The sequence below is a fragment of the Sphingopyxis sp. NJF-3 genome (assembly GCF_053514865.1).
The window spans coordinates 1,940,416-1,964,983 of sequence record NZ_CM130726.1; the positions used below are offsets into that span (position 1 = coordinate 1,940,416).

Below are 24,568 nucleotides of genomic sequence, written 5' to 3' on the forward strand. Positions count from 1 at the left end.
AAAAAAGCCCTAAACTTCTTCGCCGTCCTTGACTAGGTCCAGTTCGCCCATCGCTTCCTCGAAAGCGAGATCGACGGGATCGAGTAGGCCCGCCGCGCGCAAATCTTCGATGCCCGGCAGGTCCTTGCGGCTGCTAAGGCCGAAATGCTGCAGAAAAGCGTCAGTTGTCCGGTAGATCAGCGGACGCCCCGGCACTTCCCGGCGGCCCGCTGGCGCGATCCATTCGGCTTCCATCAGCACGTCGAGCGTGCCTTTCGAGGTCTGGACGCCGCGAATCGCCTCGATCTCGGCGCGGCTGACGGGCTCGTGATAGGCGACGATCGCCAGCACCTCGGAGGCCGCGCGCGACAGCTTGCGCGGATCGTCGCGCTCGCGGCGCAGCAGATGCGCGAGATCGGCAGGCGTCTGGAAATGCCAGTGCCCGCCGCGCTCGACCAGTTCGATGCCGCTGCCGGCGTGGCGTTGAGCGATCGCCTGCACGATCGCGCGCACCTCGCCCGGGGTCGATTCGTCGCCGAGCCTACCGGCGAGCTGGCGCGGGTCGAGCGGTTCGTCGCTGGCGAAGAGCATCGCCTCGATGGCGCGTTCGCGGTCGTCGATGGGGGTCATGCGGATGCGGCCTTCAGATAGAGCGGTTCGAACGCGCCGTCCTGCTTCAGGTCGACGCGGCCCTGCCGCGCGAGTTCGAGCGCCGCGAGGAAGCTCGACGCGATCGCCGACCGGCGCAGCGGCCCGTCATAATCGGCGGGCAGGAAATCGGACAGTTCGGCCCAGTCGAGCTTGATCCCGATCATGCGCTCGAGGTGATGGAGCGCCGCGTCGAGCGTCACGACCGGGCGCCGCGCAACCATATGGACGACGGGCTCGGTGCGCAGCTTCACCTGCCCATAGGCGGCGAGCAGGTCGTATAGGCTGGCATCCCAGCGCCGCACCCGCACCTCGCGCAGCCCCTCGGGCTTCGGCCGCAGGAACACGTCGCGGCCGATCCGGTCGCGCGCGAGCAGCCGCGCCGCGGCTTCGCGCATCGCGGCGAGGCGCTGGAGCCGGAGTTGCAGCCGCAGCGCCAGTTCGTCGGGCGAGGGATCCTCGGTCGGATCCTTGGGCAGCAAGAGTGCCGATTTGAGGTATGCGAGCCACGCCGCCATCACCAGATAATCGGCCGCAACCTCCAGCTTCAGCGCGCGCATTTCGGTGATGAAGGCCAAATATTGCTCGACGAGCGCGAGAATCGAAATCTGCCGCAGGTCGACCTTCTGACCGCGCGCCAGCGTCAGCAGCAGATCAAGCGGCCCCTCCCAGCTTTCGAGGCTGAGTTGCAGCGCATCCTCGCGCTCCGCCGCCGCGGGAGCCAGCTCGAAATCGAGTGGCAGCGCCTCCATCCGCGCCTCAAGCAGTCGCCAGCAGCGCGTCACGCTGGTCGACGAGCATCGCGAACTGGCGCGGATCGCGGACGCCGGCGACGCGGTCCATCGCGCCTTCGAGGCGCGACAGCGCCTTCTCGCCGATCGGATCGAGCGCGTTGGCGATGCCGACCATGTCGTCCATCTTCGCCCAGCAGTTGAGCGCGATGTCGCAGCCCGCGGCGATCGCCGCCGCGGCGCGTGTCGGCACGTCGCCCGACAGCGCCTTCATGTCGAGGTCGTCGGTCATCAGCAGGCCGTGGAAGCCGATGCGCTGGCGGATCACGCTGTCGATGATCAGCGGCGACAGCGTCGCGGGACGGTCGGGGTCCCAGGCGTTGAACACGACATGGCAGGTCATCGCCATCGCCGCATCGCGCAGCGCCGCGAAGGGCGCGAGATCGCTCTGCAGGTCGCGATCCGATGCCGAGACGACGGGCAGTTCTTCATGCGAGTCGAGCATCGCCCGCCCATGGCCGGGAATATGCTTGACGATACCCACCACGCCGCCGTCTTGCAGCCCGCTCAGGATCGCGCGGCCCAGCGCGGCGACACGCATCGGCTCGCTGCCGAGCGCCCGGTCGCCGATCACGTCGCTGGCGCCCGGCTGGCGCACATCGAGCAGCGGCAGGCAATCGACGGTGATCCCGACCTCCGACAGCATCGAGGCGAGCGCCATCGCGTTGAGCCGCGCCGCTTCGATCGCGCTCGCCGGCGCGCGTTCATACAGCGCATCGAATGCTGCGCCGCTCGGGAAATCGGGCCATTCGGGGGATTTCATGCGCGCGACGCGTCCGCCCTCCTGGTCGATCAGGATCGGCAGATTGGCGCGGCCGTCGAGCGAGCGCAGATCGTCGGTCAGACGCCGAAGCTGCTCGCGATTCTCGATATTGCGCCCGAACAATATATAGCCCGCAGGCTTGCTGTCGCGAAAGAAGGCGCGCTCGTCATCGGTCAGCGTCAGGCCCGAAAGGCCGAAAATCGCGGGTATCATGCGTCAACCTCCATAGGCTGGCGCCCCCTCATGCGGCAACCAAGGGCGGCATCATGCCATAGCGGCAGGTGCGAACCAACGGCAGTTGCGGCGAAACGGGCCGAATCAGCGGACGATATCGCAATTCTCCCCTGCTACACGCAATTTCCCGCACAAACTCTGAGCATTAGTGGCCGTCCCTGCCGCGACGCGGAGGCGGTAGACCTTGTTGCCGCCCACATCCGCCGCCGATACCGACCGGTTGAGCTCGGCAAGATAGGCAAAACGCTTCGACAGGCTGCCCCATGCCTTGTTCGCCGCACCTTCGCTGCTGAACGCTCCGAGCTGGACCAACGCGCCGCTACCCGCGGCCGGAGCCGCTTTGGCGTCGCCGCTGGCGGTCTTGACCGACATTGCGGCGGGGCCGGGCTTGCCCTTGTCGGCGGCGGCGATACGTGCCGCTTCGGCTTTCGCCGCGGCCACCTTGTTCGCCGCCTGCTTGGTTGCCGCAGCCTTCGCCGCCGCCTCGCGCTCGGCAGGAGTCACCGCGGGTTCTTCGGGCATCCGGCTCGGGTCGACGCGGCCGGCCGGCTCGGCGCCCTCGCTCGCGGCGAAGCTTGCGTCGCCCTCACCCTCGAAAACCCGCGCCGCGTCATTCTTGGGCGCAACCTTATAATCGCCCTCCTGCGCCGCGATCAGATCGCCCTGCCCGCGCGCGCCGCCGTTCTGAAGCCACCACAGGCCGCCGAGCACCGCGCCGATCAACAGCAGGCCGCCGAGCACCATGACCAGCAGACGGGTCGGCGAAACTTCCGGATCGTCCTCATAATCGTCGGCCGCCTCCAGCCAGGGCAGCCGATCCTCGTCGTCGAGCCCCAGTCCCGCATCCCCGTTGTCGCCCATCAAGCCATCTCCTCGAGCGCGTCGACCCCCATCAGGTGCAGCCCGTTCCGGATAACCTGCCCGATTCCATCGGCCAAATAAAGCCGCGTCGCAGTCAGTTCGGGGTCATTTGCCAAAATGACGCGCGCGTCGGGGCGGTCGTTGCCCATGTTCCACCAGGCATGGAAGGCCGCCGCCACCTCGCCCAGATAGAAGGCGATCCGGTGCGGCTCGCGCGCCGACGCGGCCGATTCGACGATGCGCGGGAACTGAGCGAGCAGCTTCACGAGACCCAGCTCATAGGCATCGAGGCGCGCCGGATCGGGTTTCGCGGGCGCGATGCCCGCCTCGGCGAGCTTGCGCTTCAGCGACGCGATCCGCGCATGGGCATATTGAACGTAGAAGACGGGATTGTCGCGCGACGCCTCGACCACCTTGGCGAAGTCGAAATCCATCTGCGCGTCGGCCTTGCGCGTCAGCATGGTGAAGCGGACGGCGTCCTTGCCGACCTCGTCGACGATGTCGGCGAGCGTCACGAAATTGCCCGCACGCTTCGACATCTTGAACGGCTCGCCATTTTTGAGCAGGCGGACCATCTGCACCAGCTTGACGTCGAACCGGGTCTTTCCGCCGGTCAGCGCCGCGACCGCGGCCTTGATCCGCTTGACCGTGCCCGCATGGTCCGCGCCCCAGATGTCGATCAGCTCATCGGCATCGGCGGCTTTTTGGAAATGATAGGCGAGGTCGGCGCCGAAATAGGTCCAGCTGCCGTCCGATTTCTTGATCGGCCGATCCTGATCGTCGCCGAACTGCGTCGAGCGGAACAGCGGCAGCTCGACGGGCTCCCAATCTTCGGGCGTCTCGCCCTTCGGCGCTTCGAGCAGCCCGTCATAGACGAGACCCTGCTCGCGCAGCCACGTCTCAGCGGCGGCCGGCTTGCCTTCGGCCTGCAGCTCGGCCTCGGACGAGAAGAGATCGTGATGGATTCCAAGCTTGGCGAGGTCGGCGCGGATCATGTCCATCATCGCGCTGACCGCCTCGGCGCGGAACAGGCCGAGCCACGCGCTTTCAGGCGCGCCGACGAAGCGGTCGCCATATTCGATGGCGAGCTTGTCCGCGACAGGCTTCAGATAGTCGCCGGGATAAAGCCCTTCAGGGATCGCGCCGATGTCTTCGCCCAGCGCCTCGCGGTAACGCATGTGCACCGAGCGCGCGAGAACGTCGACCTGCGCGCCCGCGTCGTTGACATAATATTCGCGGATCACCTTGTGCCCGGCATATTCGAGCAGCGCCGCGAGCGCGTCGCCGACGACCGCGCCGCGGCAATGGCCGACGTGCATGGGGCCCGTGGGGTTCGCCGAGACATATTCGACATTGACCCGCCGTCCCCCGCCCATCGCCGAGCGGCCGTAATCCGCGCCCTCGGCGTGGATCAGCCCCAGTTCGCTTCGCCAGCTGTTGTCGGCGAGGCGCAGGTTGATGAACCCGGGGCCGGCGACGCTCGCCTCGGTCACTTCGTCCAGCGCACCGAGCTCGGCGACGAGCAGGTCGGCGAGCGCGCGCGGGTTCATGCCGGCCGGTTTGGCGAGCACCATCGCGGCGTTGGTCGCGACATCGCCATGCGCGGGATCGCGCGGCGGCTCGACGCTGATCGCGCTCCGGTCGAGCCCGACCGGCAGGGCCTTTTTCACGGCAAGCGCATCGAGCGCTGCGCCGATATGGTCGGAAAAACGGCTGAACAGGGTCATGGACCGGGCCTATCTTGGTTCAAGGAGTTGAAGCGCGCCCTATCGCAGCTTGGGCAACGCGAAAAGCCCTGCGTCGCCGTCCGGCGTCGCAGGGCATAGGGATGCGACGGGCGCCGCGGCGCCGCCGCAATATCCTATCGTCGAACGTTATATTCGAGCTGGTCCTGCGTCAGCTGGAAACCCACGAGCAGTTCGAAGCTCGCGCGCTGCACCGCGGCCTTGACCTCGGGCAGGCTGAGCGGATCGACCGCCGCGTCGGCGTCGCCTGCCTTGCGCTTGCGCGTGATGCGCTCCTGGATATCGGCGGGCAGCGTCGCCGCGGCGGCATCGACATAGGCCGATGCCTGGGCGTGACCGGTTCCGCGCACCTGACCTTCGGCAAAGGTCACGCTCACCTGGCCAAGGCGCTTGGCAACCACCGCGGACCCGCCCTGCACCACCGTGGCAAAATAGGGCAAGGTCACGGTGCGCGCAGGTCCCGCATCGCGCCGCGTTGCCACCACGTCGAAATCGGCGAGCTGGTAGATCTTTTCGCCGGTGTCGTTGCACTGCGGCGCCAGCTTGGTGATCGAGGCGACGACATCGATCGCGCTGGCATCGCGGCTCGTCGCTGGATCGAAGAGGGTGATGTCGCCCGTATGCAGCGGGATGGCAACCGCCGGACATTTGTCGCGGGTCGTCGTGACGCCGACACCCGCCGAAATATCGAGTTCGTTGTCGCGGCCGCAGCCGGCCGTCGTCGCCACGGCCGCCACCCCGCAGAGGACGGCGACGATCTTGCGGGGCGAGAAGGGGGTCGGCTTCATATGGGTCAGGCTTTCCAATCGGCGGGACGGGACGGTTCGTTTCGGCTCCATGCGCGCCGCTTCTTATCGGTGCGATGAACGAGGCGCAACAGGCAGGCGCCCGAGCCATAAGCCGCTTTACCGCATGGGACCTGCTGCGCTAGAGCGCCGCATCATGAACGCACCCCTCAAAATGGCGCCCGCCAAGGAAGGCGAAACGGCGGAACTCAGGGTATTGATCGCGGCGCCACGCGGCTTTTGCGCGGGGGTCGACCGGGCTATCCGCATCGTCGAGCTCGCGATCGACCGCTTCGGCCCGCCGGTCTATGTGCGCCATGAAATCGTCCACAATCGCTATGTGGTTGAATCGCTGAAGGCCAAGGGCGCGATCTTCGTCGAATCGCTCGACCAGGTTCCCGATGACGTCCCGGTGGTGTTCAGCGCGCACGGCGTTCCCAAGGCCGTGCCCGCCAAGGCCGAGGCACGCGGGCTCGATTATATCGACGCGACCTGCCCGCTGGTGTCGAAGGTGCACCGCCAGGCCGAACGCGCGAGCGACGCCGGACGGCATATCATCTTCATCGGCCATGCCGGACACCCCGAGGTCATCGGGACGCTGGGGCAACTCCCCGAAGGCGCGATGACGCTGGTCGAATCGGTCGACGACGTCGCCGCGCTGGCGCCGCCCGATCCGGAAAAGCTCGCCTTCCTGACCCAGACGACGCTGTCGGTCGACGACACGCGCGACATCGTCACGGCGCTCGAGCATCGTTTCCCGACGATCCAGGGCCCGCGCGGCGAGGATATCTGCTACGCGACCTCGAACCGCCAGCAGGCGGTGAAGGCGATCGCTGGCCGGTGCGACCGGATGATCGTGATCGGCGCTCCGAACAGCTCGAACAGCCTGCGTCTCGTCGAGGTCGCCGAACGGCTCGGCACCCCCGCGCATCTGGTCCAGCGCGGCGAGGACATCGCGCCCGAATGGCTGGCGGACATCGCGACGCTCGGCATCACCGCGGGCGCGAGCGCGCCCGAGACGCTGGTGCGCGAGGTGATCGACGCGGTCGTCGCGCACCGCCCGATCGTCGAGGAGGTGGTCGTTACCGCGCAGGAGAATATGATCTTCAAGCTGCCGCGCGGGCTCGAACCCTGATGGCGGTCTATACCGAGGTCGACCCCGACGATCTGGCCGCCCTCGTCGCCCGCTACGATATCGGGACGGTCCAGTCGTGCAAGGGAATCGCCGAAGGCGTCGAGAACAGCAATTTCCTGCTCGAAACGACGGGCGGGCGCTTCATCCTGACGCTGTATGAAAAGCGCGTTCGCGCGGACGACCTGCCCTTCTTCGTCGATCTTCTGGGCCATCTGGCGGCCAAGGGCTGTCCCGTCCCGGCGATGATCCGCGACCGCGAAGGCGCGGCGATCCAACAGATTTCCGGGCGCGCGGCGTGCATCATCCAGTTCCTGTCCGGCATTTCGCTGACGCGGCCAACCGCGGCGCAATGCGAAGCGGCGGGCGCGGCGCTCGGCGCGGCGCATCGCGCGCTCCAGGATTTCGCGGGCGCCCGCGAAAACAGCATGGGGCATGGGCATTGGCGCGATATTGCCGGTGCAGCGGGCGATCTCGACACGGTCCTGCCGGGGCTGCGGGAAGTCGTCGACGCCGAACTCGATTATCTCGACGCGAACTGGCCCACCGGCCTGCCCACGCACGTCATCCATGCCGACCTGTTTCCCGACAATGTGCTGATGCTCGGCAACCGGGTGACGGGGCTGATCGACTTCTACTTCGCGGCGACCGACTATCGCGCTTATGACGTGGCCGTCACCCATGCGTCGTGGACGTTCTCCAGCGACGGAATCCGCTGCGACTCAACTCGGGCGACCGCGCTGATGCGTGGCTATGCTGGCGAGATATCGCTGACCGATGCTGAAGCCGCCGCATTGCCCCTCCTCGCGCGTGGAGCTTCGCTGCGCTTCCTGCTGACGCGCGCGCACGACTGGATTCACACGCCCGCCGACGCGCTCGTGACGCGCAAGGATCCTTCGCCCTTCCTGGCCCGATTGCGCCGCTATCAGGCTTCTGACGCCCCGGACTTGTTCAAGGCATGACCGCGGGCAGGACCGTGATCGTCGCGACCGACGGCGCATGCAAGGGCAATCCCGGGCCGGGCGGCTGGGGCGCAGTGCTGCGCTGGGGCGACGTCGTGAAGACGATCTCGGGCGGCGAAGCCGAAACGACCAACAACCGCATGGAGCTGATGGCCGCGATCGAGGCGCTCGCCACGCTGAAGCGCGGCTGCCGCGTCGAGCTGTCGACCGACAGCGTCTATGTCCGCGACGGCATCACCAAATGGATCCACGGCTGGCAGAAGAACGGCTGGAGGACCGCCGCGAAAAAGCCGGTCGCCAACGCCGACCTGTGGCAGCGGCTCGCCGCCGAAGCGAAGCGCCACGAGATCGAATGGCTGTGGGTCAAGGGCCACGCCGGGCACGGCGACAACGAACTCGCCGACAAGCTGGCAAGCGACGCCGCGCTGGCGGCGGCGCGGACGCGCTGAGCGCCCGCGCCGTGGTGTGAGGAACGCTATTCGGCTTCGCGCGTCTCGGCGCCCGGCCCGTTCTTCTTGATCGAATCGATGGCGTTCTTCGCGGAGGCCTTGCTACTGTAGCCCTCGGTCCAGAAGATGGTTTCGCTGTTATATTTGAAATAGGCGACGAACTCGCCCGCCTTGTTCTTCTTGATCTCGAAATAATGAGCCATCGGGTCCTCCCAGAAGCGGAGCCGCCAAGATGCACGGCTAACCTATGTTAAGCCCTTGATCGGCGGGCGCAAGCCGTTCGATGGATCAGGCGAAACGGGCCGGCGAATAAGGTTCGGGATCGACAGCGCCGATCGCGTCCGAGGGCTGCGGCCCGCCGAGCTGCGCGGCGAGCAGGCCCGAAATCGCGGGCGCGGTCTGGATGCCGAAACCGCCCTGCCCCGCGCACCAGATGAAAGCGGGCTCGCGGGGGTCGGCGCCGAACACCGGCAGCCGGTCGGGGGCGAAGCTGCGCAGGCCCGCCCATTTGCGCTCGACCGCCGCGACCGGCCAGTCGACCACTGCCTGCAGCCGCTCGATTGCAAGCGCGACGTCGATCTCTTCGGGCGCCGCATCGCATGGGTCCGAAGGCGTTTCGTCATGCGGACTGAGCCACACCCGCCCTTCGCTTTCACCCTTGAAATAGAATTGGCCGCCGACATGGACGACGAGCGGCAAGGCGGCGGGGACGGGCACGTCGAGGCGGACCTGGAGCACGGTCCGGCGATAGGGCTGGATCGCGACCCGCACGACCCCACAGGCGGCCGCGACGCCATCCGCCCAGGCTCCGGCGGCGTTGACGATCAGGGCTGCGGTCATATCGCCCTGCCCGGTGCGGACATGCCACAGTCCGCCCCGCCGGTTCGCCGCGAGCAGCGGCGCCCGCTGGACGAGCCCGGCGCCGGCGCGCTTCGCCGCGCGCAGATAGGCGGCGTGGAGCGCCGCCACGTCGATGTCGCTGCACGCCTCCTCGTAAGCGGCTTCGGTCCATTCGGACCGGACGCCCGGCACCCTCGCCGCCACGTCGGCTGCGGTCAGGCGCACCACATCGACGCCCTTGGCCGCGAACTCGGCGGTGAAAGCGTCGACCGCCGCCCTTTCCTCACGCCGCCCGATCGTCAGCGCGGCGCGCGGCGTCAGGAAGGAGCGATCCGAAAAATCCGCCGGGGGCCGCGCCAGGGTCGCGAAGGAGGCGGCCGAAAGCGGCTGCACCCCGACCCCGCCATAGCTTTCGTGCCAGAAGGCGGCCGACCGCCCGGTGGCGTGAACGCCCGGGCGATCCTCCGCCTCGATCACCACCACCCGTCGGTGGGGCGCGAGCGCGGCGGCGAGGCTGGCGCCCGCGATCCCGGCGCCGACGATCAGCACGTCGGTGGTCGAGGGCGGCGTATCGGTCATGGCACGCCGCATATCGGCTGGCGGCGGGAATGCAAGTCGGCGCGCGGGCGCGATGCCGACATGGTTACGCTTTGGTAAGCCATCGTCGCTATTGGAAATGCGGTGGGAAACACTCCGATCGTTCTTGGCCTGATGGCCCTGCTTGCCGCGCTGATGATCGCCGCGGCGATCAGCGATTTGCGGTCGCGCTCGATTTCCAACGGGCTGAACGGCGCGATCGCGCTGCTCGCCATCCCCTTCTGGATCGCGACCGGCCTGTCGGCCTGGCCCGAGGTGCCGATCCAGTTCGGCGCCGCCTTCGGCGTCTTCCTGCTCTTTGCAGGGCTGTTCGCGATTGGCGCGATGGGCGGCGGCGACGTCAAGATGATCGGCGCGGTGATGCTGTGGATTCCGCTGTCGCTATTCATCCCGACGCTGACCGTCATGGCGATCGCCGGCGGGCTGCTGTCGGGCGCCATGCTCATCCACATCAAATTGCGCCCTTCCGAAAAGCCCGTCGAAGTGCCCTACGGGGTCGCCATCGCGGCTGCGGGCCTTTGGGCGCTTCACCAACATTATCTTAACCAGTTTCAGGCTATCGGATCGACTTGAGGGAAAGCACGACCGTTTCTGGTGAGTGCAGGAGGGCGAAAAATCGTCATGGATACGCGAAAGATAATGCTGATCGTCGGCGCGCTGGTCATTGCGGTCGGTGCGGCGTTCGGGGTCAACCAGATGATGCGCGGGGCATCGGCGCCGACGGCTCGAGCAGCGGCGGCACCGGAGTTTTCCGGCCCGACGATCCTCGTCGCAACGCGGCAACTGCCGGCGGGCACGATTATCGGCCCCGACAGTTTCCGTTTTCAGCCCTGGCCCAAGGATCTGGTCGAAAAGGCCTATTTCCTGAAGGACAAGACCGACGTGAACACGCTGGTGGGCACGGTCGTCCGCTTTCCGATCACCGCGGGCGAACCGCTGACGCAGGGCGCGCTCGTCCATCCCGACGACCGCGGCTTCCTGGCTGCGGCGCTCGGCCCTGGCATGCGCGCGGTAACCGTCAAGGTTTCGCAGGAACAGGGCGTCGCGGGCTTCGTCTTTCCCGGCGACCGGGTCGACGTGGTGCTGTCGCAGACCATCGAGGTCAAGGAGGGCGGCACTTATCCCGACGATCAGCTGTTCACGGCCGAAACGATCGTTCGCAACGTGCGCGTTCTCGCGACCGACCAGCGCTACGACGCAAAGGATGAAACCGGCAAGACGCCGGTCCGCACCTTCGGCTCGGTAACGCTCGAGGCGACGCCCGAGATCGCTGAAAAGATCGCAGTCGCCCAGAATATGGGCAGGCTCTCGCTCGCGCTGCGCCCGCTCGCCGAAACCAGCGGCGACCTCGAAGCGGCGATCGCCTCGGGCGAGGTCGACGTGCCCGCCAAGGGCGGCACCGCCGCCGAGCGGAAGATGCTGGCCGAAGTCGCCGCACGCCCGACCTCGGGTCGCAGCTCGGCAACGACCGGCGGCGACGTGTCACGCTTCTGGGTACCCGTTCGCGGCCGCGTCGGCGGCAGCGGAGCGCTCCAGCAGCAGCCCGCCTATAGCGGCGCTCCGGCGGGGGCCGGGCGTGCCGCGCCGATGATGTCGAGCGGTCCGGTCGTCCGCGTGACCCGCGGCGACAAGACCACCGAAGTTCCGGTTGGGGGGAAATAAGATGAACAGCAAAGCCAAAATGAAGGCGGCGGCGCTGGCCCGCACCCTGGCCGTCGGCCTGGTCGCGGCCGCCCTGATCTCCGCTCCCTCGCAGCAGGTGTCGGCGCAAGCCACCCAGAATGCGAGCTCGAGCATCGACCTGTCGGTCGGCCGCGGCCGCCTGATCAGCCTGCCCGCGGCGATGGTCGACGTGTTCGTCGCCAACGACACGGTGGCCGACGTGCAGGTGCGCTCGTCGCGCCAGCTCTATATCTTCGGCAAGGCGCCGGGCGAAACGAGCATCTACGCGACCGACGCCAGCGGCCGAGTGGTCTATTCGACCGTGGCGCGCGTCGGCAACAACATCGAGACGATCGATCAGATGCTCGCGCTCGCCATGCCCGAGGCGAAGATCGCCGCGAACACGATGAACGGCTTCGTGCTGCTCACCGGAACGGTGCAGTCGCCCGACGATGCCGCCGAAGCCGAACGGCTGGTGCAGGCGTTCGTCGGCGAGCAAACCAAGGTTCTTTCGCGCCTGCGCACGGCGACGCCGCTGCAGGTCAACCTGCAGGTCCGTATCGCCGAGGTGAACCGCTCGCTGGTCAAGGAAATCAGCGGAAATCTCTTGACCCGCGACCGCGACGGCCCGCTCGGCAACGGCTTTCTCGGCGGCGTGTTCAACGGCCGCACCGCGGGGTCCATCCTTTATCCTGGCGAAGGAGAGCCCCCGGTCACAGGCAAGACCTATCAGATCACCACGCCGAGCGGTACGCGCAGCATCGCCGGGGCCGGGCGCCTGTTCGGTCTCGATCTCATCGCCTCGCTGGACATGGGCGAGCGATCGGGGATGGTCGTGACGCTGGCGCAGCCCAATCTGACCGCGATCTCAGGTGAAACCGCCGACTTCCTGGCTGGCGGTGAATTCCCGATCCCGATCCCCGGCAATTTCGCCGGCACGACGATCGAATATCGCAAATATGGCGTCAGTCTCGCCTATACGCCGACGGTGCTGTCGAACGGGCGCATCAGTCTGCGCGTTCGGCCCGAGGTTTCGGAGCTTTCGACCGAAGGCGCGATCGAGATGGAGGGGTTCCAGATCCCCGCGCTGACGATCCGGCGCGCCGAAACGACCGTCGAACTGGGTTCGGGCGAGAGCTTCATGATCGCCGGCCTGATGAACAATCGCTCGATCGGCGCAATCGACAAGATGCCCGGCCTCGGCGACGTGCCGATCCTTGGTACGCTGTTCAAGTCGGACAGCTTCCGCCGCGGCGAAACCGAGTTGGTGATCGTCGTGACACCTTATCTGGTGAACCCGGTTTCGGCGAACGACATCAAGCTGCCGACCGATGCCTATCAGGATGCGAACGACGCGGCGCGGCTGTTCCTCGGGCAGACAAGCAACGGCGTGAGCGGCGGCGACCGGCCGAAAGCACGGCTCGACACGTCAGCGGGCGACGCCGACCGGTTGCGCGGCGGCGACGAGGTTTCGCCGGGCTTCAGCATCAAGTGACGCGCTGGTTTTCAGGAGCAAAGTGATGAAGAAAATCGCAACTTGGACGGCCCTGGCGCTGGCGACCTCGCTCGCGGGATGCACGGGCAGCGCGAACAGCAACATGGGCCTCGATTCGGTTCACCAGCCGGTCGTGCGCAACCAGATTTATCAGTTCGACGTCGCCGCGACGGGTGGTGAACTGGCCCCCAGCGAGCAGGGCCGCCTTCAGGGCTGGTTCGATGCGATGGGAGTCCGTTACGGTGACCGCATCGCGATCGAGGATCCTGCGGCCTATGGCAACGACTCCGCGCAGGCGACCGTGCGGACGATGGTCGAGCGCCGCGGTCTGTTCGTCGGCACCGACGCGCCGGTGACGACCGGAGAGGTGCCGCCGGGCCATATACGCATCGTCGTGACGCGCGCATCGGCCCATGTGCCGGGTTGTCCCGACTGGTCGAGCAAATCGTCGATCAACTTCAACAACGCGACTTCGTCCAACTATGGCTGCGCGACGAACAGCAATCTCGCCGCGATGGTTTCGGACCCCAACGATCTGATCAAGGGCGCCACCAGCGAGCGCCACGATCCGACCACCGCGACCCGGGCCATCAAGACCTATCGCGAAAAGCCGCCGACGGGAGCCGGCGAACTGCGCAGCGAATCGACGAGCGGAGGTGGCAAGTGAACGCGCCTTTCAAAGCAGCCGGGCTGCGCGAACCCTTCAACGCCTTCGTCTGCGACGACGACACGCTGGAGCTGATACGCGTCGCCGCGGGCGACATGGGCTGGCCGATCGAAAAGTGCAACAAAGGCGGTTTGCGCAACGCCGTCCAGTCGCTGTCGGTGTCGGCAAGCCCGAACATCCTGTTCGTCGACATGTCGGAATCGGGTGACCCGATCAACGACATCAACGCGCTCGCCGAAGTGTGCGAACCGGGAACCGTGGTGATCGCCGCGGGGCAGGTCAACGACGTCCGCCTCTATCGCGACCTCTTGTCGAGCGGCATTCAGGACTATCTGCTGAAGCCCTTGTCGCTCGACCAAGTGCGCGAATCGCTGACGATGGCGCAGGCGATGCTGGCGGCGCCCAAGCATGCCGAAATGCTCGACGACAAGCCGCATCACATGATGGCGGTGGTCGGCGTGCGCGGCGGCGTCGGCGCCTCGCTGGTATCGACCTCGCTCGCCTGGGCGATGAGCGAGCAGGCGGGCCGCCAGACGGCGCTGCTCGATCTCGACATCCATTTCGGCACCGGCGCGCTGACGCTCGACCTCGAGCCCGGCCGTGGGCTGATCGACGCGATCGACAATCCGAGCCGCATCGACGGGCTGTTCATCGAGCGTGCGATGGTGCGCGCGTCGGATAAGCTCAGCCTGCTCTCGGCCGAGGCCCCGATCCATCAGCCGGTGATGACCGACGGCTCGGCCTTCTTCCAGCTCGAGGAAGAGCTGCGCAACGCGTTCGAGATGACGATCGTCGACATTCCGCGCCAGGTTCTGATCCCCTTCCCGCACCTCGTGTCGGAAGTGGGAACGATTCTGCTCGTCAGCGACGTGACGCTCGCCGCGGCGCGCGACACGATCCGCCTCTTGTCCTGGTTCAAGCAGAATGTTCCGGGTGCGCGCGTGATCCTGGTCGCGAACAAGTTCCAGAGCGCGATCGGCGAACTGTCGCGCAAGGAATTCGAATCCTCGATCGAGCGCAGCATCGACGTGACGATCCCGTTCGACCCCAAGCTGGTGAGCCAGTCCGCGAAACTCGGCAAATCCTATGCCGAGGTTTGTAAGGGCACCAAGGCAGGCCAGGTGTGGACCCAGTTGACGCGCTTCGTCCTCGACGGAGCCGACGATGCCGAAGAGTCGCCGGTGACGGCGCGAGAGAAGTCGGGTGGCTCGCTGCTCGGCAAGCTCGGCGGCATCGGCAATCTGGTAACGAAAAAGACTGCAAAACAGGGGTGACGGGGCCGCGGCCAGCCGCGGCCTCCTCCCTCCCTATCGCTAATCGGACACGCCGACCATGACCCTGCCCACCCTGATAATCGCAGCCTGCTTCCTGGTTTTCGTCCTGATGGTCTTCCTGTTCGGCGGACCGTCGGTCGGAAAGGCCAAAACCCGCCGCCTTGCGATGATGAAGGATCGGCACGCCGCTTCGACCGAAGCCGTGGTCGCCGCCCAGATGCGCAAGACGATCCAGGCCGGCGGACAAGGCGCCAACAGCCTCTCGAACCTGATGCCACGCCGCGAGCAGATGGAACTGCGCCTGCGGCGGACGGGCAAGGGTTGGACGATCAGCCAATATATGTTCGCGTCGATGGGATTGTTCGTCGTCGCGACGGGTGCGCTGCTCGTGCTTCGCGCGCCTTTCATGCTGGCGGCGCTCGTTGGCGTGATAGCGGCCGTGGGTTTGCCCAATTTGGTGATCGGGCGATTGATCAAGCGGCGCGTCGCGGCCTTCAACACCCGCTTTCCCGATGCGATCGACCTGCTTGTCCGCGGTTTGAAATCCGGCCTGCCTGTCACCGAAACCTTCCAGGTCGTCAGCCAGGAGTTGCCGGGCCCGGTCGGCGAGGAATTCAAGGGTGTGGTCGAGCGCATCCGCATCGGCAACACGATGGAGGCGGCGCTGCAGGAATCGGCCGAGATGCTCGGAACGCCCGAGTTCCAGTTCTTCTGCATCACCATCGCGATCCAGCGCGAGACGGGCGGCAACCTCGCCGAGACGCTCGCCAACCTGTCGGACGTGCTGCGCAAGCGCGCGCAGATGAAGCTCAAGATTCGCGCGATGTCGTCGGAAGCGAAGGCGTCGGCCTATATCGTCGGCGCGCTGCCGTTCTTCGTGTTCGGCATCGTCTGGACGATGAACCCCGAATATCTCGCCGGCTTCTTCCACGAACAGCGGCTGATCATCACCGGCCTCGGCGGCCTCGTCTGGATGAGCATCGGCGCGTTCATCATGTCGCGCATGATCAGCTTCGAAATTTGAGGGAGGGATCGCCATGAACAGCAACCTCCTCCTCGCCGCCTTTTCGGGGCGTCAGGCCGGGCCGACGCTGATGGGCGTCGACGTCGTCTGGGCCGCGACCATGCTCGCCGCGGTCGGCGTCTTCGCCGTGCTGCTCGCCGTCTACGGCGCGCTCACCGTCCGCGACCCGATGGCGAAACGCGTCAAGGCACTCAACGAACGCCGCGAACAGCTCAAGGCCGGCATCACCGCCTCGACCGCCAAGCGCCGCGTCAAACTGGTCCGCAAGAACCAGACCGCCGACAAGATGCGCAGCTTCCTCGGCAAGCTGCAGGTGCTTCAGGACGAGCAGATCAAGGATGTGCAGCAAAAGCTCGCGCAGGCCGGCATCCGGTCGAAGGACCTCGCGGTCGCGGTGATCTTCGGCCGGCTGGTGCTGCCGATCCTGCTCGGCGGCCTCGCCGCCTTCCTGATCTACGGCATCGACCTGTGGCCCGATCTGACGCCCTTCAAGCGCTCGGGCGCGACGATGGCGGCGCTGCTGCTCGGCTACAAGGCGCCCGACCTGTTCGTCGACAACAAGCGGCAGAAACGCACCGACGCGATCCGCAAAGGGCTTCCCGACGCGCTCGATCTTCTGGTGATCTGCGCCGAGGCGGGCCTGACCGTCGATGCCGCCTTCAGCCGCGTGGCCAAGGAACTCGGCCGCGCCTATCCCGAACTGGGCGAGGAATTCGCGCTGACCTCGATCGAGCTCGGCTTTTTGACCGAGCGCCGGCAGGCATTCGAAAATCTCGCCTATCGCGTCAATCTCGATTCGGTGAAGGGCGTCGTCACGACCATGATCCAGACCGAGAAATACGGCACCCCGCTAGCCAGCGCACTGCGCGTCCTCTCGGCCGAATTCCGCAACGAACGCATGATGCGCGCCGAGGAAAAGGCGGCGCGGCTGCCCGCGATCATGACGGTGCCGCTGATCCTGTTCATTCTGCCCTGTCTGTTCATCGTGATTCTCGGCCCCGCGGCCTGCTCGCTCAAGGACGCGCTCACCGGATCGATGTCCTAGGACCAATGAGGACAACCCAGACCAAAAGGGCGGGATCATGTGTCCCGCCCTTTTCGTATCAGGCTACCTGCTGCTCGATCGCCCCAAAAATGCTGTGATGGCGGTCATCGTCCATCCAGATGCGCACCGTGTCGCCGCTTTGCATGAAGGAGGTCTTCGGTTCGCCCTGGAGGATGGTCTCCACGGTTCGCACTTCGGCAAGACAGCTGTAGCCGAGACCGCCGTCGGCGATCGGCTTGCCCGGGCCGCCACCGGCGTCGCGGTTCGACACCGTGCCCGATCCGATGATCGTCCCGGCGCCCAGGTTGCGCGTCTTGGCAGCATGCGCGACGAGCTGGCCGAAGTCGAAGGTCATGTCGACACCCGCATCGGCGCGGCCGAGCGGCTGGCCGTTGAGGTCGACGCACAGCGTCCCGTGGAGCTTGCCGTCCCTCCACCGGTCGCCCAGCGCCGCGGGCGTCACGAACACCGGCGACATCGCGCTCGACGGCTTCGACTGGAAGAAGCCGAAACCCTTGGCGAGCTCCGCCGGGATCAGGCCGCGCAGCGATACATCGTTGGTGAGCCCGACGAGCAATATCTTGTCGCGCGCCGCGACCGGGTCGATGCCCGCGGGGACATCGTCTGTCACCACGACGACCTCGGCCTCCATATCGCAGCCCCACGCCGGATCGCCGAGCGGAATCGGGTCGCGCGGGGCGAGGAAGGCGTCGCTGCCGCCCTGATACATCAGCGGATCGTGCCAGAAGCTGTCGGGCATCTCGGCGCCGCGCGCCTGCCGCACCAGCGCGACATGGTTCACATAGGCGCTGCCGTCGGCCCATTGATAGGCGCGCGGCAACGGCGAGGCGGCGTCGCGCTCATGAAAGCGTTCCTTGGGGATCGCGTCATGGTTCAGATCCTCGGCCAGCGCGGCGAGGCGCGGTCCCGCTTCGGCCCAATCGTCGAGCGCCGCCTGCATCGTCGGGGCGACCGAAGCCGCGTCGGCGTACCACGCGAGATCATCCGAAACGACGACGAGCCGCCCGTCGCGGCCGGCCTTGAGCGAAGATAGTTTCACGCAACATCCTTTGTCTGCGATGCGGGGAAGCGCCGCCATCGCCGACAGGGGCGGCAATGATCAGCGGGGCATCTGGATCGATGCGAAACAGGTAAAGCCGCTCTGCCCCGCCTGCAAGCGCCGGATATATTGAAGATAGGCCTGCGACTGGTCGTAGCTGGTGCCCGGCAGCGTCTGGCCGCGGAACGCGCGCTTGACCTCTTCGCCGGTGAACGGCCGCGGCGAGCCGGGAAAGGCCCCCTTGGTTCCCGCCGGAACGAGCTGGCCATTGCCGTCGATATATTGCCCCGCCCCTGCGACGTCGGGCACCGGAATCTGGCAGTTCATCACCGACACCGCAGTCTGCGCGAACGCGGGGCGGATCGTCAGCGCCGCCGACACGCCAACCGCGCCGAGCGCGAGCATCCTGCGGCGCGACGGAACCGCTTCGTCCGCGGCATCGGGGCCCTCGACCGGAGTTTCGCTCTTTTCCATGGAACCGCGCATAGCCCATCTGCCCCGCGCGCGAAAAGCAAAAGCCGAAGGACCGCGCGCCGCCATCCCGCTTTGGGACAATCGCATCCAGGGGGTTTAAGCCGTGCTAACGGGCTTGCACGGGCGCGCCGCCCATGCGAGGCGCAGACGCGATGTTCGACCGCCTGTCCAGCCTGGTCATCGCGCTGACGCTGATCGCCATTGCGGCGATCCTCGCCGCGCTGGCGGGGGGCGACGCGCTGACGATCGCCATCCTCACCTTGGCCGGCTTCGCCGCCACCGCGATCGTCCACGTCGCCGCGCCGGCTCCGGTGACCGAGGCACGCACTGAAACCGCGCCGCCACCGCCCGCCCCGCTTCCGTCGCTGCTCCGTCATCCCGATTTCGCGCGCCGGGCCGATCAGGAAGCCGATCCGCTGCTCGGCACCACCGACACTATCGTGACGGTCGCGAACGACGCCGCGATCCGGCTGCTCGGCCGCCATATCGTCGGCGCCGACATCCGTACCGCGATCCGCCACCCCGCGGCGACCGAATGGCTCGCAAAGACGATGGACGCCGACACGCCGCAGGAAATCAGCCTCGTCGACTTTCCGCGCCCCGGCCAGCGCTGGACGATGCGGATGGCGGCGCTGTCGGGCGGCGACCGCATCATCATCCTCTCCGACCGCTCGGCGATCGACGCCGCCGACCGGATGCGGTCGGACTTCGTCGCCAACGCGAGCCACGAGCTGCGCACACCGCTCGCAGCGATCCTCGGCTATGTCGAGACGCTGCAGGACATGAACGGCGATGCGGATGCCGATATGCGCCACCGCTTCCTGTCGATCATCGACCGCGAGGCGCGGCGGATGCAGCAGCTCGTCATCGACCTTTTGTCGATCTCGCGCGTCGAGGCCGACCGCTTTCGCCGCCCGACGACGCCGGTCGATCTCGCCGCGATCATCGGCAATACCGTCGCGCAATTGCGCGATAGCGAGGAACCGCGCGCGAAGGATATCGACGCCAAGCTGGGTGGCGAGCCGCAGCCGATGCTGGGCGACGCGGCGCAGCTCGGGCAGCTCGCGCACAACATCATCTCGAATGCGATGAAATATGGCCGCGCGGGAACGCCGGTCACCGTCGAGCTGGCACGCGAGGGCGGGCGCGTGCGCCTGAGCGTCGGCGACCACGGCGACGGCATCGCGCCCGATCATCTGCCGCGCCTGACCGAGCGCTTCTACCGCGTCGACGAAGCGCGCAGCCGCTCGGTCGGAGGGACCGGGCTCGGCCTCGCGATCGTCAAGCACATCAGCGAGCGCCACCAGGGCCAGCTCGACATCGCAAGCGAGGTCGGCCGGGGAACGCGCGTGTCGGTGAGCTTTCCGCTGGCGGGTGGATAGGCCTGGGGATGTCCGTTTTCGGGGTGGTGAGCGGACATTCAAATCCTCCCCACTTGTGGGGAGGTGGCAGCCGCGCAGCGGCTGACGGAGGGGGCTCGCGTCCTCACGCCACACCGCTTCAGGCCTCCCGCCCCCTCCACCGCCTTCGGCGGTCCCCCTCCCCGTTCCGGGGAGGATCTTATGTCCGCTTCCGCTCGATAGAAGCCAGTCACTTCCTGCCAAACAACCTCTCGACATCGTCCATCGCCAGCTTCACCCAGGTCGGTCGCCCATGGTTGCACTGGCCCGAATGCGGCGTGACCTCCATCTGGCGGAGCAGCGCGTTCATTTCAGTGACGTTCAACGTCCGCCCGGCACGAACCGAGCCGTGGCACGCCATCGTCGCGGCGACCAGTTCGAGCCGCTCGTTGAGGCCCAGCGCGGCGTCGTAGCCCGCGAGGTCGTCGGCTATGTCGGTGATCAGCTTGCGGCAGTCGATCGGGCCGAGCATCGCGGGCGTTGCACGCACCATCACCGCGGCGGGACCGAAGCGTTCGATCTCGACGCCGAGCGCCACGAGTTGGGCGGCCGCGGCTTCGAGCCGGTCGCATGCCGGTTCGTCGAGTTCGACGATTTCGGGAAGCAGCAGCCCCTGCGACGGCACCGCCTGCCCGCTCATGCCGCGCCTCAGCGTTTCGAGCACCAGCCGTTCGTGCGCGGCATGCTGGTCGACGATGACGAGGCCGTCCTCGGCCTCCGCGACGATATAGGTCTTCGCGATCTGCCCGCGCGCGATGCCGAGCGGATGGTCTTCGGCCTGCGGCGGCGGCACCACGGCAACCTCGGCTCGGCCCGCCAGCGGCGCGGGCGCGAACGGGGTCATGCGGTCATAGACGCGCGCGGTAGCCGCATCGGGCACGGGCGCGGTCTCGGCGCCGAACAGATGCGCGGCGGGCGCTTCGTGCGCGGCGTGACCGAACAGAAATCCGGTCGTCGGGGCCGGCGCGACCGGTTCCTGCTGCCATGCCGCGAGCGCGGCCTCGGCCGGGCGCTGGACGCTGCGAAAGCCATGCTCGTCGAGCGCCCGCCGGAGCCCGCCGACGATCATCCCGCGGACAAGCTGCGGGTCGCGGAAGCGCACCTCGGTCTTCGCCGGATGGACGTTCACGTCGACCTCGCTGGTCGGCACGTCGAGGAAGAGCGCGACGACCGGATGCCGGTCGCGCGCGAGCAGGTCGGCATAGGCGCCGCGCAGCGCCCCGACGAGCAGCCGGTCCTTCACCGGGCGCCCGTTGACGAACAGATATTGATGGTCGGCGATGCCGCGATTGTAGGTCGGCAGGCTGATCACGCCGCCCAGATGCACCTCGCCGCGGTCGAGATCGACACCGATGCTGTTCGCAGCGAGATCGCGGCTGGTCAGCGCGGCGACGCGCGTGAGCCGGTCCTGTCCGCCCTGCAGGTCGAGAACGCGGCGCCCGTCATGTTCAAGCGTGAAGCCGATGTCGGGCCGCGCCATCGCAAGCCGCCGCACGACGTCGAGGCAGGCTGCATATTCGCTGCGGCCGCTGCGCAGGAACTTGCGCCGCGCCGGCACGCGCGCGAACAGATCCTCGACGAGGACGCGCGTGCCCTTCGCAAGCGCGGCGGGCCCCTCGCCCGCGAGCGCGCCATTGTCGACGACGCGCCGCCAGCCGTCGCCGCCCGCCACCCGGCTGTCGAGCGTCAATCGCGCGACGCTGGCGATCGAGGGCAGCGCCTCGCCGCGGAAACCGAGCGTCGTCACCGCCTCGATCGCCTCGTCGGGCAGCTTCGACGTCGCATGGCGTTCGAGTGCCAGCGCCATCTCGGGCGGGGTCATGCCGCAGCCATCGTCCTCGACTTCGAGGCGCGAAATCCCGCCCTCGGCGATTCGCGCCGAAATCCGAGTCGCACCCGCGTCTATCGCGTTTTCAACCAGTTCCTTGAGCGCCGCGGCGGGTCTTTCGACCACTTCACCGGCTGCGATCCGATTTACGAGCTTTTCCGGCAGGCGGCGTATTGACATAAAGCCTCTCCTAGCGCAGTCGGACGCAAATCGCGACCCACCCGCACAGCCTGATCATTTTGTCCAGCAAGCCCTTCGCGGACGAGCCGGAATCTCCCCCCTTGATTGGTTCTGTCGCCGCCGGGCACGCGGATGCACATCACGACAGGGGGCGTGTCCGTCGCGGGCGCGGCTTCGTTGACAGGAAGCAGTATCGATGTCCTTCTTTTCCCGCTGGTTCAAATTCAATTCCCAAGACATGGCGATCGACCTCGGCACCGCGAACACGGTCGTCTATGTCCGCGGCAAGGGCATCGTGCTCAATGAACCCTCGGTCGTCGCGGTCGAGACGCTGAACGGCATCAAGCGGGTCAAGGCTGTCGGCGACGACGCCAAGCTGATGATGGGCAAGACCCCCGACAGCATCGAAGCGATCCGCCCGCTGCGCGACGGCGTCATCGCCGACATCGACGTTGCCGAACAGATGATCAAGCATTTCATCACCAAGGTCCACGGCGGTAAGCCCAACGCGTTCCGCAGCCCCGAGATCGTGATCTGCGTGCCCAGCGGTTCAACCAGCGTCGAGCGCCGCGCGATCCGCGACGCCGCGTCGAACGCGGGCGCCAGCGAGGTGTGGCTGATCGAAGAGCCGATGGCGGCCGCGATCGGCGCCGACATGCCGGTGACCGAACCGATCGGGTCGATGGTCGTCGACATCGGCGGCGGCACGACCGAAGTCGCGGTGCTCTCGCTGCGCGGTCTCGCCTACACCACCTCGGTCCGCGCGGGCGGCGACAAGATGGACGAGGCGATCGTCTCCTACGTCCGCCGACACCACAATCTGCTGATCGGCGAAGCGACCGCCGAGCGGATCAAGAAGGATTTCGGCATCGCGCGCATCCCGTCGGATGGCGTCGGTCTGACGATCCACATCAAGGGCCGCGACCTCGTCAACGGTGTGCCCAAGGAAATCTCGATCAACCAGGCGCAGATCGCCGAGGCTTTGTCCGAACCGATCGGCACGATCGTCGAGGGCGTGCGCATCGCGCTCGAAAACACCGCCCCCGAACTCGCGGCCGACATCGTCGACCAGGGCATCGTGCTGACCGGCGGCGGCGCGCTGATCCGCGAGCTCGACGAACTGCTCCGCGATGCGACCGGCCTGCCCGTAACCGTGGCCGAAGATCCGCTGACCTGCGTCGCGATCGGCACCGGTCGCGCGATGGAGGACCCCGCCTTCCGCGGCGTGCTCCAGCAGGCCTGATCGCGCAGGCCCGCTGAACCATGGTCCGCCCGGCACATCGGCGTCCGGGGCAATCCCGAAAGGCCCAGTACAGCCTGTTCGTCGCCTATGTCATCGCCGTGACGGGGGCGGTGGCCGGGCTGCTGCTCGCGCTGCTTTCGGTCGTCGATCCCGTGGGTTTCGCGCAGCTTCGCATCGCGAGCCAGGAACTCGCGGCGCCGGTGGCGCGCGTCACCCGGTCGGTGACCGGATCGATCTCCGGCATCGACGACAATGTCTCGGCCTATGTGAAGGCGGGAACGCAGAACCGCCGGCTGCGCCAGGAGCTCGCCGACACACGGCGCAAGCTCGTCGCCACAAGCTCGCTGCAGGAAGAGAATCGCCAGCTGAAGGCGCTGCTTCAGCTCCAGCAGATCGACAAGGCCGCGCTCGCTCACGGCTATCTGCTCACCTCGACCTCGACGAGCAGCAAGCGCATCGCGCTGCTCAGCATCGGGCGCAAGATGGGGGTTGTCGCGGGCCAGCCGGTGCGCGGCGCCGACGGGCTGATCGGCCGCGTGCTCAGCGCAGGGCCCTCGGTCTCGCAGGTGCTGCTGCTGACCGACGTCGACAATATCGTGCCCGTCCGCCGCGCGCGCGACGGCTTGCCGGCGCTCTCGTCGGGGCGCGGCAATGGCAATCTCGACGTGCGCACGCTCAACATCGCCAACAATCCGTTCAAGCCGGGCGATATCCTCGTCACCTCGGGCACCGGCGGCCTCTATCCGCCCAATATCCCCGTCGCGATCGTGGTCAGCCGCCAGGACGACGGCGCCCTTGCCCGCCCGCTCGCCGATCCGGCGAAGGTCGACGCCGTATCGGTGTTGCGCCCCTATACGCCCGACAACATCGAGGCGCTTCCCGCCCCAGCGCCCGCGACCGCGCCATGAACCGCACCGGGCCGCGCCTCGGCGAACCTGCGTCGCTTTGGCGCATGCGGATGGTGCCGATCCTCAGCGTGATGATCGCGTCGGCGCTCCCGCTGATGCTGCCGCTCGTCGCCAGTTCGCCCGTGCTGCCGCCGCTCGGGCTGCTGTTCTTCCTGTGCTGGCAATTGCTGCGCACGGAGATGTGGCCGGTGTGGATCGGTTTGCCGCTCGGGCTCTGGGACGATTTGTTCAGCGGCGCGCCGATCGGCACCGCGATCGGCCTATGGACGCTCGCCAGCATCGCGATCCATTATCTGTCACAGCGCATCTACTGGCGCGGCTTCTTTCACGACTGGGCGATCGCTGCCCTGCTCGTCGCGGCCGTCCAGGCGCTCGCCGCGCTGATTGTCCATCCGCATACCCCCAGCGGTCGCGTGCTGGGTCTGGTGGTACCGCAGATCGTCATATCGGTACTGCTCGTCCCGCTGTTCCTTCGCCTGACCGGCAAGTTTGACAATTTCCGTCTGAAACGCCGATAGACTG

At 67.2% G+C, this 24,568-nt stretch carries 25 protein-coding genes; 14 read left to right on the forward strand and 11 right to left on the reverse strand.

Annotated elements, in window-relative coordinates:
- Window positions 1-9 precede the first annotated feature (9 nt).
- The 6 genes from scpB to ACOTSS_RS09530 all read right to left on the reverse strand — a co-directional run bounded on the left by scpB (window position 10) and on the right by ACOTSS_RS09530 (window position 5,809).
- Window positions 10-609, reverse strand: a complete 600-nt coding sequence (gene scpB / locus ACOTSS_RS09505; protein WP_448691239.1) for an SMC-Scp complex subunit ScpB — start codon at window positions 607-609, stop codon at window positions 10-12.
- Entirely contained in the window at window positions 606-1,379 is a 774-nt protein-coding gene (locus ACOTSS_RS09510; protein ID WP_448691320.1) for a segregation and condensation protein A, read from the reverse strand. The genes scpB and ACOTSS_RS09510 overlap by 4 nt, the downstream gene beginning before the upstream one ends.
- A gap of 7 nt (window positions 1,380-1,386) precedes the next feature.
- Entirely contained in the window at window positions 1,387-2,394 is a 1,008-nt protein-coding gene (gene nagZ, locus ACOTSS_RS09515) for a beta-N-acetylhexosaminidase (RefSeq protein WP_448691240.1), read from the reverse strand.
- Window positions 2,395-2,499: 105 nt separating this feature from the next.
- Complete coding sequence (locus ACOTSS_RS09520) at window positions 2,500-3,276, reverse strand: SPOR domain-containing protein (protein ID WP_448691241.1); 777 nt, start codon at window positions 3,274-3,276, stop codon at window positions 2,500-2,502.
- On the reverse strand, window positions 3,276-5,003 hold the full coding sequence (gene argS, locus ACOTSS_RS09525) for an arginine--tRNA ligase (protein ID WP_448691242.1): 1,728 nt from the start codon (window positions 5,001-5,003) through the stop codon (window positions 3,276-3,278). Before argS ends, ACOTSS_RS09520 begins: the two co-directional genes overlap by 1 nt.
- Window positions 5,004-5,137: 134 nt before the next feature.
- A complete protein-coding gene (locus tag ACOTSS_RS09530; protein WP_448691243.1) occupies window positions 5,138-5,809 on the reverse strand; it encodes a hypothetical protein in 672 nt (223 codons plus the stop codon).
- Between the two features lie 154 nt (window positions 5,810-5,963).
- Between ACOTSS_RS09530 and ispH the strand changes: the two genes are divergently transcribed.
- Genes ispH through rnhA form a run of 3 tightly spaced genes read left to right on the forward strand, consistent with a single transcriptional unit; the run spans window position 5,964 to window position 8,349 of the window.
- Window positions 5,964-6,941: a 4-hydroxy-3-methylbut-2-enyl diphosphate reductase gene (ispH, locus tag ACOTSS_RS09535; protein ID WP_448691244.1), complete on the forward strand. Its 978-nt coding sequence runs from the start codon at window positions 5,964-5,966 to the stop codon at window positions 6,939-6,941.
- Window positions 6,941-7,900, forward strand: coding sequence for a homoserine kinase (gene thrB / locus ACOTSS_RS09540; protein WP_448691245.1), 960 nt, complete (start codon window positions 6,941-6,943; stop codon window positions 7,898-7,900). The genes ispH and thrB overlap by 1 nt, the downstream gene beginning before the upstream one ends.
- A complete protein-coding gene (rnhA, locus tag ACOTSS_RS09545) occupies window positions 7,897-8,349 on the forward strand; it encodes a ribonuclease HI (RefSeq protein ID WP_448691246.1) in 453 nt (150 codons plus the stop codon). The genes thrB and rnhA overlap by 4 nt, the downstream gene beginning before the upstream one ends.
- 26 nt (window positions 8,350-8,375) lie before the next feature.
- On the opposite strand, the gene ACOTSS_RS09550 is transcribed toward rnhA, so the two are convergent.
- Window positions 8,376-8,552, reverse strand: a complete 177-nt coding sequence (locus ACOTSS_RS09550) for a YegP family protein (protein ID WP_095388222.1) — start codon at window positions 8,550-8,552, stop codon at window positions 8,376-8,378.
- An 85-nt stretch (window positions 8,553-8,637) separates the two neighbouring features.
- The gene (locus tag ACOTSS_RS09555) at window positions 8,638-9,768 is read right to left on the reverse strand and encodes an NAD(P)/FAD-dependent oxidoreductase (RefSeq protein WP_448691247.1); all 1,131 of its coding nucleotides are present in this window, start codon (window positions 9,766-9,768) and stop codon (window positions 8,638-8,640) included.
- Between the two features lie 132 nt (window positions 9,769-9,900).
- Between ACOTSS_RS09555 and ACOTSS_RS09560 the strand changes: the two genes are divergently transcribed.
- Genes ACOTSS_RS09560 through ACOTSS_RS09590 form a run of 7 tightly spaced genes read left to right on the forward strand, consistent with a single transcriptional unit; the run spans window position 9,901 to window position 16,953 of the window.
- Window positions 9,901-10,359 carry an A24 family peptidase gene (locus ACOTSS_RS09560; RefSeq protein ID WP_448691248.1) on the forward strand — a complete coding sequence of 153 codons (459 nt, stop codon included), beginning with the start codon at window positions 9,901-9,903 and terminating at the stop codon, window positions 10,357-10,359.
- A gap of 48 nt (window positions 10,360-10,407) precedes the next feature.
- Window positions 10,408-11,448, forward strand: a complete 1,041-nt coding sequence (gene cpaB, locus ACOTSS_RS09565) for a Flp pilus assembly protein CpaB (RefSeq protein ID WP_448691249.1) — start codon at window positions 10,408-10,410, stop codon at window positions 11,446-11,448.
- A 1-nt stretch (window position 11,449) separates the two neighbouring features.
- Window positions 11,450-12,943 (forward strand): type II and III secretion system protein family protein, encoded by a 1,494-nt coding sequence (locus tag ACOTSS_RS09570; RefSeq protein ID WP_448691250.1) that lies wholly within the window; start codon window positions 11,450-11,452, stop codon window positions 12,941-12,943.
- 25 nt (window positions 12,944-12,968) lie between these two features.
- Window positions 12,969-13,610, forward strand: a complete 642-nt coding sequence (locus tag ACOTSS_RS09575) for a CpaD family pilus assembly protein (RefSeq protein WP_448691251.1) — start codon at window positions 12,969-12,971, stop codon at window positions 13,608-13,610.
- Window positions 13,607-14,884: a P-loop NTPase gene (locus ACOTSS_RS09580; protein WP_448691252.1), complete on the forward strand. Its 1,278-nt coding sequence runs from the start codon at window positions 13,607-13,609 to the stop codon at window positions 14,882-14,884. Before ACOTSS_RS09575 ends, ACOTSS_RS09580 begins: the two co-directional genes overlap by 4 nt.
- Before the next feature lie 58 nt (window positions 14,885-14,942).
- Entirely contained in the window at window positions 14,943-15,908 is a 966-nt protein-coding gene (locus tag ACOTSS_RS09585; protein WP_448691253.1) for a type II secretion system F family protein, read from the forward strand.
- A 13-nt stretch (window positions 15,909-15,921) separates the two neighbouring features.
- Window positions 15,922-16,953, forward strand: coding sequence for a type II secretion system F family protein (locus ACOTSS_RS09590; RefSeq protein ID WP_448691254.1), 1,032 nt, complete (start codon window positions 15,922-15,924; stop codon window positions 16,951-16,953).
- A 58-nt stretch (window positions 16,954-17,011) separates the two neighbouring features.
- On the opposite strand, the gene ACOTSS_RS09595 is transcribed toward ACOTSS_RS09590, so the two are convergent.
- Both ACOTSS_RS09595 and ACOTSS_RS09600 read right to left on the reverse strand, forming a co-directional pair.
- A complete protein-coding gene (locus tag ACOTSS_RS09595) occupies window positions 17,012-18,013 on the reverse strand; it encodes a fumarylacetoacetate hydrolase family protein (protein ID WP_448691255.1) in 1,002 nt (333 codons plus the stop codon).
- 60 nt (window positions 18,014-18,073) lie between these two features.
- The gene (locus ACOTSS_RS09600; RefSeq protein WP_448691256.1) at window positions 18,074-18,487 is read right to left on the reverse strand and encodes a hypothetical protein; all 414 of its coding nucleotides are present in this window, start codon (window positions 18,485-18,487) and stop codon (window positions 18,074-18,076) included.
- 134 nt (window positions 18,488-18,621) lie between these two features.
- Between ACOTSS_RS09600 and ACOTSS_RS09605 the strand changes: the two genes are divergently transcribed.
- The gene (locus ACOTSS_RS09605; protein WP_448691257.1) at window positions 18,622-19,869 is read left to right on the forward strand and encodes an ATP-binding protein; all 1,248 of its coding nucleotides are present in this window, start codon (window positions 18,622-18,624) and stop codon (window positions 19,867-19,869) included.
- A 208-nt stretch (window positions 19,870-20,077) separates the two neighbouring features.
- Here ACOTSS_RS09605 and mutL read toward each other — a convergent pair whose 3' ends face one another.
- Complete coding sequence (gene mutL, locus ACOTSS_RS09610; protein WP_448691258.1) at window positions 20,078-21,895, reverse strand: DNA mismatch repair endonuclease MutL; 1,818 nt, start codon at window positions 21,893-21,895, stop codon at window positions 20,078-20,080.
- Between the two features lie 196 nt (window positions 21,896-22,091).
- On the opposite strand from mutL, the gene ACOTSS_RS09615 reads away from it, so the two are divergent.
- The 3 genes from ACOTSS_RS09615 to ACOTSS_RS09625 are packed head-to-tail and all read left to right on the forward strand — an operon-like array spanning window position 22,092 to window position 24,564.
- Window positions 22,092-23,138: a rod shape-determining protein gene (locus ACOTSS_RS09615; RefSeq protein ID WP_053554503.1), complete on the forward strand. Its 1,047-nt coding sequence runs from the start codon at window positions 22,092-22,094 to the stop codon at window positions 23,136-23,138.
- A 20-nt stretch (window positions 23,139-23,158) separates the two neighbouring features.
- Window positions 23,159-24,046, forward strand: a complete 888-nt coding sequence (gene mreC, locus ACOTSS_RS09620) for a rod shape-determining protein MreC (protein WP_448691259.1) — start codon at window positions 23,159-23,161, stop codon at window positions 24,044-24,046.
- Entirely contained in the window at window positions 24,043-24,564 is a 522-nt protein-coding gene (locus tag ACOTSS_RS09625) for a rod shape-determining protein MreD (protein ID WP_448691260.1), read from the forward strand. Before mreC ends, ACOTSS_RS09625 begins: the two co-directional genes overlap by 4 nt.
- Window positions 24,565-24,568: the final 4 nt, after the last annotated feature.